Origin of the sequence: Sphingomonas segetis (assembly GCF_009720245.1) — a bacterium.
Classification (GTDB): domain Bacteria; phylum Pseudomonadota; class Alphaproteobacteria; order Sphingomonadales; family Sphingomonadaceae; genus Sphingomicrobium; species Sphingomicrobium segetis.
On record NZ_WJSQ01000247.1, the window covers coordinates 1 to 2362 of the forward strand.

General features: G+C 69.2%; 2 protein-coding genes. Both read right to left on the reverse strand.

Going from position 1 to position 2362, the window contains the following annotated elements; translation table 11 throughout:
* A partial coding sequence (locus GH737_RS14420; RefSeq protein ID WP_155265461.1) for a helix-turn-helix domain-containing protein occupies positions 1–520 on the reverse strand: 520 nt, incomplete at its 3' end.
* A gap of 50 nt (positions 521–570) precedes the next feature.
* A partial coding sequence (gene ptsP, locus GH737_RS14425; RefSeq protein ID WP_155265462.1) for a phosphoenolpyruvate--protein phosphotransferase occupies positions 571–2362 on the reverse strand: 1792 nt, incomplete at its 5' end.

Here is a 2362-nt window from a genome sequence, read left to right on the forward strand (position 1 = left end):
CCGCGGGAACCGGCGCCTGCTGCGCTGGAGCGGGCGCAGGCGCGGTCGCAGGAGCAGTCGCCGGCGGCGGATTCGTCGCGGTCGGCTCGAGCGCTCGGCGATCGAGCCAGCTCATCAGCACGACGATGAGGATCACTGCGGCGATCGCGCCGAGCACCAGCCATTTCGGCATGGTCCGCGCAGGGTCGGCAGCCTCGATCACTTCGGTTTGCGACGAGGCGAAACGCTGTCCGCCCATCTCCTCGCGCAGCTGGTCGCCGATGTCGGCACGGTCGAGCCCGACCGACGAGGCGTAGCTCTTGGCGAAGCCGATCGTGTAGGTCGGCGCCGGAAGCTTGTCCCAATCGGCACTCTCGATACTTTCGAGGTGACGCTGCGGGATTCGGGTCTGGGCCGCGATATCCTCGAGGCTGAGGCCCCGTTCCTCGCGCGCGGCCCTCAGCCGTTCGCCGACCGTCGGAGCCGCGGCTTCGACCAGCTCTTCGTCGGTGGGCTCGGGATCGGGGTCGCGCTTGGGCATGGCTTCTGTTTGAGGCCTCGGCGGCGAGTGTCAACCGCCAGCTGGCCCCTTTAGCCGATTGTGACCGAGTGGCGGCGGGCCCAGTCGGTGAGTGCCTTGCGCATGTCCTTCGGCGGGCGGGCGAGGAGCTGGTCGAACCGCGCGCGCACCGCCGCTGCGTCTAGCGAGCGGACCATCGCCTTGACCGGCCCGACACCGGCCGGCGTGATCGAGAAATTCTCGGCGCCGATCCCGATCAGCGCCATCGCCTCCAGCGGCCTGCCCGCCATTTCGCCGCACACGCGCGCCGGCACCCCGGCCGCTCGCGCTGCGTCGAGCACGCGCTTGAGGAAGCGCAGGATCGCCGGGCTGAGCCAGTCGTAGCGTTGCGCGAGCCGCGGGTCGGAGCGGTCGGCGGCGAACAGGAACTGGGTCAGGTCGTTGGTGCCGATCGAGATGAAATCGAGCCGCGGCAGCAGCTGGTCGAGCATCTCGGCGAGGCTCGGCACCTCGAGCATCGCGCCATAGTCGACGCGAGTCGGCACCGGCCGCTTCGCCCTTGCCGCCCAAGCGACCTGCTTTTCGAACAGGCTGCGCGCCTCCTCATATTCCCATGGCTCCGAGACCATCGGGAACATGACGCGAAGCACCTTGCCGGCAGATGCCTCGATCAGCGCGCGCGCCTGCGCCTTCATCAGCGTCGAGCGATCGAGCGACAGGCGAAGCGCGCGCCAGCCCATCGCCGGGTTCTCGGCCTGCTCCTCCGCCTCGTCGGTGAGATAGGGCAGCGCCTTGTCGCCGCCGATATCGACCGTGCGGAAGACGACCGGCCGCTCGCCGGCAAATTCCAGCACCTTGGTATAGAGCCGCTGCTGGCGATCGCGGCCCGGAAGAGTCGCCGAAACGAGGAACTGGAACTCGGTCCGGAACAGGCCGATGCCGTCGGCACCCGTCATCGGGAGCGCGGCCGCGTCCTCGGCCAGCCCGGCATTGACCATCACGCTGACGTGCACGCCGTCGAGCGTCTGCGCCGGCAATGTGCGCACTGCCGCGAACTCGGCGCGGCGCTTCTGGCTCATCGCCATGCGCTGCTCGAAGCCGGTGGCGAGCGGCCGCGTCGGGCGGATGATCACGCTTCCGTTGTCGCCGTCGACGAGGATCGTCTCGCCTTCCTCGACGCTGTGGCGGATGTCGTTCAGGCGGCCAATCACGGGCACACCGATGGCCCGCGCGACGATCGTCATGTGGGAGGTCAGCGAGCCTTCCTCGAGCAGCACGGCCTTCAGGCGCCGGCGGTCATATTCGAGCAGGTCGGCGGGGCCGAGGTTGCGCGCGACGAGGACCGTGTCGCGGGTCAGGCCGGACTGCGCCGCGGTGCCCATCCGCCCGGAGACGATGCGCAGCAGCCGGTTCGAGAGATCCTCGAGATCGTGCATCCGCTCCTGGAGCAGGGGATCGTCGATCTCCTGCATCCTGGCGCGCATGCGCTGCTGCACGCGCTCGATCGCGGCCTCGGCCGTGAGGCCGCTGTCGATCGCCTGGTTGATGCGCCGCGACCAGCCCTCGTCATAGGCGAACATGCGGTAGGTCTCGAGAATCTCCTGGTGCTCGGCGGTCGTCCCGAACTCCGCCTCCTTGGCCATATTATCGATCTGCTCGCGCATCCTGCGGAAGGCTCCGTAGACGCGTTCGCGCTCGGCCTCGGTGTCTTCGGCGACAATATGCTCGACGACGATCCGCGGCTCGTGGAACACCGCCTCGCCTCGGGCCATTCCGGCGACCAGCTTGAGGCCGGAAAGGCGGAGCGGACCGGCGCTCGACGTGTCGCCCTGGACGACGAGCAGGCCGGACGCCGCGGCGACG